The organism is Actinomycetota bacterium (genome assembly GCA_040905475.1).
GTDB lineage: Bacteria > Actinomycetota > AC-67 > AC-67 > AC-67 > DATFGK01.
In genome coordinates this window covers 20015-27719 of the sequence record JBBDRM010000026.1, presented here as the reverse complement: position 1 = coordinate 27719, position 7705 = coordinate 20015, and the positions used below count along the sequence as shown (strand labels likewise).

At 68.3% G+C, this 7705-nt stretch carries 6 protein-coding genes; 1 reads left to right on the top strand and 5 read right to left on the bottom strand.

Annotation, left to right across the window (positions count from 1 at the left end):
- On the bottom strand, nucleotides 1-1267 hold a 1267-nt coding region (locus tag WEB06_02495), incomplete at its 3' end, for an NADH:flavin oxidoreductase (GenBank protein MEX2554482.1).
- A gap of 101 nt (nucleotides 1268-1368) precedes the next feature.
- Between WEB06_02495 and WEB06_02490 the strand changes: the two genes are divergently transcribed.
- Nucleotides 1369-2892: a carboxypeptidase regulatory-like domain-containing protein gene (locus tag WEB06_02490; protein MEX2554481.1), complete on the top strand. Its 1524-nt coding sequence runs from the start codon at nucleotides 1369-1371 to the stop codon at nucleotides 2890-2892.
- A gap of 112 nt (nucleotides 2893-3004) precedes the next feature.
- On the opposite strand, the gene bioD is transcribed toward WEB06_02490, so the two are convergent.
- The 4 genes from bioD to WEB06_02470 all read right to left on the bottom strand — a co-directional run bounded on the left by bioD (nucleotide 3005) and on the right by WEB06_02470 (nucleotide 7695).
- Nucleotides 3005-3658 (bottom strand): dethiobiotin synthase, encoded by a 654-nt coding sequence (bioD, locus tag WEB06_02485; protein ID MEX2554480.1) that lies wholly within the window; start codon nucleotides 3656-3658, stop codon nucleotides 3005-3007.
- Nucleotides 3655-4833: an 8-amino-7-oxononanoate synthase gene (gene bioF / locus WEB06_02480; protein MEX2554479.1), complete on the bottom strand. Its 1179-nt coding sequence runs from the start codon at nucleotides 4831-4833 to the stop codon at nucleotides 3655-3657. The genes bioD and bioF overlap by 4 nt, the downstream gene beginning before the upstream one ends.
- Nucleotides 4830-6194 (bottom strand): adenosylmethionine--8-amino-7-oxononanoate transaminase, encoded by a 1365-nt coding sequence (gene bioA, locus WEB06_02475; GenBank protein ID MEX2554478.1) that lies wholly within the window; start codon nucleotides 6192-6194, stop codon nucleotides 4830-4832. Before bioA ends, bioF begins: the two co-directional genes overlap by 4 nt.
- A 190-nt stretch (nucleotides 6195-6384) precedes the next feature.
- Entirely contained in the window at nucleotides 6385-7695 is a 1311-nt protein-coding gene (locus tag WEB06_02470) for an ABC transporter substrate-binding protein (GenBank protein ID MEX2554477.1), read from the bottom strand.
- Nucleotides 7696-7705: the final 10 nt, after the last annotated feature.

The window sequence follows — 7705 nt, the reverse complement described above, 5'->3', positions numbered from 1 at the left end:
GAAGGGCCGCCTTCTTGCGGTTCACGTTCGGGTTGTAGCAAGCGGCCTTCATCCCCAGCATCTGCGGCGGCAGGCACCGATTCGACGACTCGCACAGCGTGTCGCCGTGATCCCCGCCGAGGAGACGCGCGGGCAGCTCGGGCTCAGCGTAGAACGGGCGCCCGATACCGATCATGTCGGCCTCGCCGGCGCCGAGGATCTGCTCGCACTCGTCGAGATGTCTGATCCCGCCGACCGCGAACACCGGGATCGAAACGGCCTTCTTGGCCGCGGTGAAGAACGGGCGATTCCACACCGGCATGAACGGGTACTGCTTCGCGCCGCGCTTGTAGCCCCAACGCAGCACGCGCAGCTTGAACTTCGAGCCGCCGAGCGCTTCCTCGTAGCGCTTCTGGATCGATGCGGTGTCGTCGATCGACGACGGATAGCCGCCGCGGCAGAGCGAACCGTGCGGGAAGACCGAAAGCCCGACCGGTGTGATCGCGTGGTAGCCGAACTCCTCGGCGAGCCGGCACAGCTCGAGGCCTTCCTTCATGTCGATCGCCGGCGAGAGCGGCGGCGAGTCCTCGCCCATCGGGATCTTCACCGTGAGCGGATAGTCCTCGCCGGCATGCGTGCGGATCCGATCGGCGATGAGCTCGAGCATCCGCGCGCGGTTGCGCGTCGAGCCGCCGAACTCGTCGCCGCGGCGGTTGTAGTACGGCGAGATGAACTGGTGGATCATCTTTGCGTTCGACGACGCGATCTGCACGCCGTCGTAGCCGGCCTCGCGCGCCCAGGCGGCGCACCGGCCGAACTGCTCGGCCATCTCGCGGATCTCCTCGGTCGTCAGCACGTGGATCGGGACGCCGCGCAACGCGGGCCGCACGTGAACCGGCGGCTTCGACACCGCGATGATGGGAGCGGTCCGGGCCTTCGCGTACGTGGCGTGCCAGCCTTCCATCGCGTAGATCCCGGCGTGACCGATCTGGAGCATGATCCGTCCGCCGCCCGCGTGGACCGCCTTGGTGACCTCGGTGAGCGCGAGCGCCCGCTTGCGCGTGTTGAACAACGTCATGCCCGGCGACGAGCGTCCCTCCTCGCTGATGCAGGAGTTTCCTTGGATGATCAGCCCGACGCCGGCACGCGCGTTTTCGCCGAAGGCGTCCGCGTAGATCCCAGCCGCATCGGGGCCGTTGCCGGCGCCTTCGAGTACGGGCGCGCGGTAGAGGCGGTTGCGGACGGTCATCCCGCCGATGGAGATGGGTTGGTGCAGGACCGAGGTCACGGTACGTAACTGTACGGGGACCGCGTGCGGGGCGGACAATCCTCCCCCCTTTTGTTTCCACGCGCAGGGATACCCTTTGCGGCGACGAATCTAGCCGCCTAATGCACGCGCGCATCCCGCCTCTCCGAGCGGTCGCCGCTCTATCGGCGGTGGTCTTGTCCTCCCTGGCCGGCGTCGGTGTAGCACCGGCGGCTACGACCGGTTCGATCAGTGGGACGGTCACGGCGGTCGAGGGAGGCCCTCTTGCCGGCGCGTGCGTCAACGTCTTCGCGCCGGGAGCCGGAGAGCAGGGCTCAACACAGACGGACGCCGCGGGCCGCTATCTCGTAAACGGTCTGGCTTCGGGGAGCTACAAGGTGCTCTTCCATGGCTGCGACAACGTCGAGTACCTCCCCGAGTGGTACGACAACGCACCGGACGAAGCCTCCGCGACGCTCGTCGTGGTGCAGGACGCAGCCGAGACCTCCGGGGTCGACGCCGCGCTGGCCGTCGGCGGAAGCGTCAGCGGCCTAGTGACTGACGAATCGGGGACGCCGCTTGCCGGAGAATGCGTGAGCGTGGGCAACTCCACGACAGGCCACGGCGTGAACACGAACGCCGACGGCACATACCGGATCCCGGGCTTGCCGAGCGGCTCGTACACGGCTCAGTTCGGCTGCCACACGCCGGGGAACTACCTCATGGAGTGGTACGACAACAAGCCGAGTCCCTTCACCGCCGATCCCGTGATCGTGGTCGAGGGAAGCGAGACCTCGGGGATCGACGCCGCGCTGACCGCCGCGGGACACATCACGGGCACCGTCACCGATGAGACCGGCGCTCCCATCTACGCGGTATGCGTCACGGCCTACGGCCCACTCGACTACTACCAGGTGGCCACCGCGGAGACCGGCGAGTACTACATCGACCAGCTCCCCGCAGGCGACTACCGAATGTTCTTCGAAGACTGCGTCCACATCACGCACGCGTCCGAGTGGTACGACGACAAGCCCAATATTGCGGCCGCCGATCCGGTCGCGGTTGTCGGTGGACAGACGACGTCCGGGGTCGATATCGAGCTCGCGTCGACGACGCCAACGAGCGGATTCATCTTCGGGAATGTCACTGACTTGGTGGGTGATCCGCTCGCCGGTATCTGCGTAGAGGTCCGCAAGCCGTTTGGGACGGTGCTCGGGGTTTGGACAACGAACGACGCAGGGGACTACCAGGCTGGTGCGTTCGTTCCGGGCGGCTACAAGGTCTTGTTCCGAGACTGTGTCCCAGGCGGAGCGACGACGGCCGAATGGTATGACGATAAACCGACCTTTGCCCAGGCCAATCAAATCGAGGTTCCCATCGCCGGAAACGCGCAGGCGGACGCGAGCCTTTTGACCTGCTCGACTGGCCCCGACTCCGACGGCGACGGCGTCACCGACTGCGATGAGTCCAAGGCCGGGACCGATCCATCGGACCCGGACTCCGACGGTGATCTCTTCAGCGACGGCTTCGAGGAGCACGGGGGGACCTGCCTCGCGCTGCCATTGGAGGGCGGGTCCGATCCGGTGAACGCTCTTTCGAACCCGCTCGTTACGCTGCCGGTGCCGCCGCTGCGCCTTCCAACGCCGCTCGATCCGGTCTGCAACTAAAAGCGAGGCTTCGTCGCGATCTTCACCCGGAACACTCCGCGGTGCGGCGACAACGTCGGCGAAGGGATCCTGGGCCGGCTTTCGCCCGACGAGCCCTAAGCACGCCCTGTGCTCAGACTTGTGCGAGCAGGTCGCGGAGAGGACCCGGTTCCGAGCGCTCGACCGAAACGCCCGGCAGGAACGGGATCGTATGGAGGATCGGCGCCATCGCGGCGAGGCGTTCGAGATTCGTCTGCTCGGTGATCCCAGGCTTGACCGGCCAGCCGCACACCACCAACCCGGCGACGAGAAGCCCGCGCCGGCCCGCCGCCTCGAGCGTCAGCGCCGTGTGGTTGAGCGTGCCGAGGCCCGGCCGCGTCACCACCACGACCTGCGCGCCGAGCGCCCCCGCGAGATCCGCCATCGTCCAACCTTCGTCCAGTGGAACCAACAGGCCGCCGGCTCCTTCGACGACGAGCTCGTCGCAGTCCTTCGCGCGTTCCTGCAGCGCGGAGACCAGCCGATCCGCATCGATCGTGGTGTCGGCGCGCTCCGCGGCGACCGCAGGCGCGAGCGGTTCGGTGAGCCGGAGGAGCTCCTCGCACTCCGCGCCGGTGGCGGCGCGGACGAAGTCGGCGTCCGATCCGTGTTCCCCGGGAGCGAGCCCCGTCTGAACCGGCTTCGCGTAGCGGACCGACCGGCCGGCGGCGCGGGCCGCGGCGACGAGCCAGGCCGACGCGATCGTCTTGCCGACGCCGGTATCGGTTCCGGTGACGAAGGTGATCACGGGATCCAGGCGCCGACCCTGGCGCCGGCGAACGCGCGCACGGCTGCATCGATGTGCGCGTCGCTGTGCGTTGCCATCACGGTGGCGCGCAATCGCGCTGTGCCCGCCGGCACGCTCGGCGGTCGGATCGCCGGGACCAGGACGCCTTGATCCAGCAGCGCGATCGCGAACGCCAGAGCCGTCTCGGAGCTCCCGACGACTACGGGCACGATCGCGGCGGCCGGCTCGGGAACAGCGAACCCCGACGCGCGGAGGCCGGCGGCAAGCTTCCGGGCGAGCGCGCGCGCGCGTTCGGGACGCTCCGGCTCGTGCTCGAGGACCGCGAGCGCCGCGGTCGCAGCCGCGACCGTCGGCGGCGTCGGAGCGGTGTCGAAGATGAAAGCGCGGGCGCGGTTCCGGAGGTAGGCGATCAAGTCTGAGGATCCTGCGATGTACCCGCCGGCCGAGCCGAGCGCCTTCGAAATGGTGCCCATCACCACCGGCACGCGACCCTCGAGGCCGAAGTGCGCGACGGTGCCCCGGCCGCCCGGCCCGACGACCCCGGTGGCGTGAGCCTCGTCGACCATCAGGATGGCGCCGGCTCGCTCGCAAACCTCCACGATCTCGGGGAGCGGTGCGACGTCGCCGTCCATCGAGAAGACCGTGTCGGTCACAACGAGACTCCGCCGCCGGGCGCCGTGTTCGCGGAGAAGCGTCGCGAGATGTTCGGGATCTGCGTGGCGATATACATGCACGTCCGCGTGAGAGAGACGTGCGCCGTCGATGATCGAGGCGTGGTTCAGCTCGTCGGAGAAGATCGCATCGCCACGAGAAACCAGCGCGGAGATCGTGCCGAGGTTCGCGAGGTAGCCCGACGAAAAAAGCAGCGCCGATCCGGCCCGCTTGAACGCGGCGAGTCGCTCCTCGAGCTCGTCGTGCAGGCGCATGCCGCCGCTGATGAGTCGCGCCGAGCCCGTGCCGGCTCCCCAGCGCCGCGCCGCCTCCGCGGCCGCCTCGACGACCTGGGGATGCGTTGCGAGGCCCAGGTAGTTGTTCGACGCGAGCAGGATCATGCGCGCGCCGTCGAGCACGACCTCCGGCTCTTGAGCCGAGTCGAGCGCGCGGACCTCCCGCAGCAGCGCGTCGTCCTCGAGCGTGGCAAGCTCCTTGGCGATGAAGCCGAGAGGATCGCTCATCGCAACGACGCGGTGACGTCCTCGATCGCCTGCGCCGTGATCGCGACCAGGCGGCTCAGCCGGTCGTCGTCGATCGCGAGCGGCGGCATCAACACCATCACGTCGCCGAGCGGCCGGATGATCGCCCCGAGAGGACGTGCGGCGCGCGCCACGCGGGCGCCGATCTGCAGCGACTCGGGGAACGGGTCCTTCGTCGCGCGGTCGGCCACCAGCTCGATGCCGGCCATGAACCCGCGCCGTCGCACGTCGCCGACGAAGGGGTGATCGGCGAGCGGCTTGAGCAGGCGCGAGAGCAGCTCGATCTTGGGTTGCAGCCGCTCGATCGTTCGTTCCTCTTCGAACACGTCGAGCGTCGCCAGCGCCGCAGCGCACGTGATCGGGTTCGCCGAGTAGGAGTGGCCGTGGTACAGGGTCTTGTGTTCCTCGGGCCGGCCGAGGAACGCTTCGAAGATCTCCTCGGTGGCGAGCGTGGCCGAGAGCGGGAGATACCCGCCCGTGAGGCCCTTGCCGACGCACATGAGGTCGGGCTCGACGCTCTCTTGCTCGCAGGCGAACATCGTCCCCGTACGGCCGAAACCGGTCGCGATCTCGTCGACGACGAGCAGCGTGCCGTGGCGGCGGGCGATCTCCGCGACGCGGGCCAGATGACCGTCGGGCGCGGTGATGATCCCGCCGGCGCCCTGCACGAGCGGCTCGACGACGACCGCGGCGACGCCGTCGCCTTCGCGCCGAAGGACGTCCTCGAGCACGTCGGCGCACGCGATCTCGCACGCCGGGTAAGTGCGCCCGAGCGGGCATCGATAGCAGTACGGTGAGGGTATGGAAGCCGACGGGAACAGCAGCGGGCGGTATGCCTCGTGGAAGCGCTCGATGCTCCCGACCGAAACCGCGCCGAGCGTGTCGCCGTGATAGCCGTTCTCGACCGAAACGAACAGCGGCCGGGTCTCGCCGCGATTCCGCCAGTAGGAGAACGCCATCTTGAGCGCGACCTCCGCGGCGGCCGCGCCGTTCTCGGAGTAGAAGACACGCGAGAGGCGGCCGGGCGCCAGCGCGATCAATCGCTCGGCGAGCTCGATCGCCGGCGGATGGCTGAGGCCGAGGAACGTCGAGTGCTGGAGCCGGCGGGTCTGCTCGACGATCGCTTCGACGATGCGCGGATGCCCGTGGCCGTGCACGTTGACCCAGAGCGATGAGACGCCGTCGATGTAACGGCGCCCGTCGGTGTCGATCAGGTCGCAACCTTCGCCGCGCTCGATGATCGGCGCGTCGTCCTCGAGCCACGCCGACATCGGCGTGAACGGATGCCAGATCGCCGTGTGGTCGGTGACTCGAAGCACTCGGGTCCGGTCGTCGGACGGCACGGTCCTCCCGCCTACCTGATGGAGTCGGGCCAATCTAACGGATACGCACGTTGACCCGCCTCTCGCGCATGATCGCGTGCTTCATGCTGATCGCGGGGACTTGCCACCATCGCATCGGCCTAGAGACGAAGTATCCCGGGTGCGATCCGCGGTTCCGCGGTCGCCACCCGGGATACTCGGGTCTAACGGGTCAGAGCTTCTGGCAGGGCTCCGTGAAGCTGAAGTCCTTGGCCGTCGGACCCACGAAGAAGTCCTTCACGACCGAAGAACCCAGCGGGGCCTTCTCGTCGGCCTTCAATATCAGCGACTGTCGGACCACGTTCGTGTTCGCGTCGCCGCCGAGAGACTTGCTCGGCAGCGCGCCCTCGTAGTCGACCGTCGTCTGCTTCACGGCGGCACGCACGCCATCGCGGGTCAGGTCGCCCAGATCGAAGGCCTTCTCGAGGACCGCCTTCATCGGGTACGACCAGATCCAGCCGAACGCGTATCCCTCGTTCGTCGGCAGCGTCGAGCCCGCCGCGGCCTTAATCGCGTTGTGCGCGGGGGTGTTCGTGCCCCACGGCCCCCAGGGACTGACGAAGTTGTAGAGCCCGAGGATCGCCGGCTTCGCGGCGCTCTGGAGGACGGCCGGGTTGTACGTCGGAATCGCGCCGACGAACCGACCCTTGAACCCGCCTGCCGCCGCCTTGCCGACGATCTCGGCCATCTCGGCGGGGCCGGTCGCGAGCATGACGACATCCGGCTTCGTGCGGAGGATCGCCGCCACCGGCGCATCCTGGTTCCCGGCCGTAGCGTTCGGCGCCGTCTGGACGTCGTTCGCCTTCGGGAACGCCACGTCGTTGATCTCGGCCCACTTGGCGACGCCGGCTGCCGAGTCGCCGCCGTAGTCACCGGGGTAGTGGACCGCCATGAGCGTGTCCGGCTTGCCGAAGGTCTCGGACGCCCAGTCGAGTCCGTTCATGGATTCGACGCAGTAGTTGTAACCGCTCTCGATCACGAGATCGTCGAACACCCAGCCGGACCACCAGGAGGCGGGCGCGGCGACGAGGTTCTCGTCCTCCATGATGTCCTTCGCGGCGATCGTCGGTGGCGTGCCGAGCGACTGCGCCAGCGCGAGGATGTTCGGGAGGATCTGGCGGAGCTGCGCGACGTGCTCCTGCGGGTTGTACTTGTTGTCGCGCGTGTACTTCGTGATATCGACGTCGTACTTCCCGCCGATGCCGTTGCCGTCGTTGACGCGCTTCCAGAAGGCCTTCTGGCCGTCCGTGATCGGCACGGCCAGGGCGCGGAACGGACCGACCGTCAGGTCGGACAGCACGCCGAGATAGATGCACCCGCGATCCGCGTGTGTGCTGCCGGGACACGCTGCGGTAGTGATACCGAGGCCTGTCTTCACGTCGCCGCCGCCGGGCCCGGCGTCGTCGCCACCGCACGCGGCGGCGAACAGTGCCAGGATCCCGACGAGGGCGCCGAGGCGTCCCCATCTTCCGATCGACTTCATTCCTCACCCC

Bases quoted from the DNA above. Each gene is read 5' to 3' on its own strand.
- WEB06_02490 (MEX2554481.1), top strand. From the start codon at position 1,369: ATGCACGCGCGCATCCCGCCTCTCCGAGCGGTCGCCGCTCTATCGGCG.
- bioF (MEX2554479.1), bottom strand. From the start codon at position 4,833: ATGAGCGATCCTCTCGGCTTCATCGCCAAGGAGCTTGCCACGCTCGAG.
- WEB06_02470 (MEX2554477.1), bottom strand. From the start codon at position 7,695: ATGAAGTCGATCGGAAGATGGGGACGCCTCGGCGCCCTCGTCGGGATC.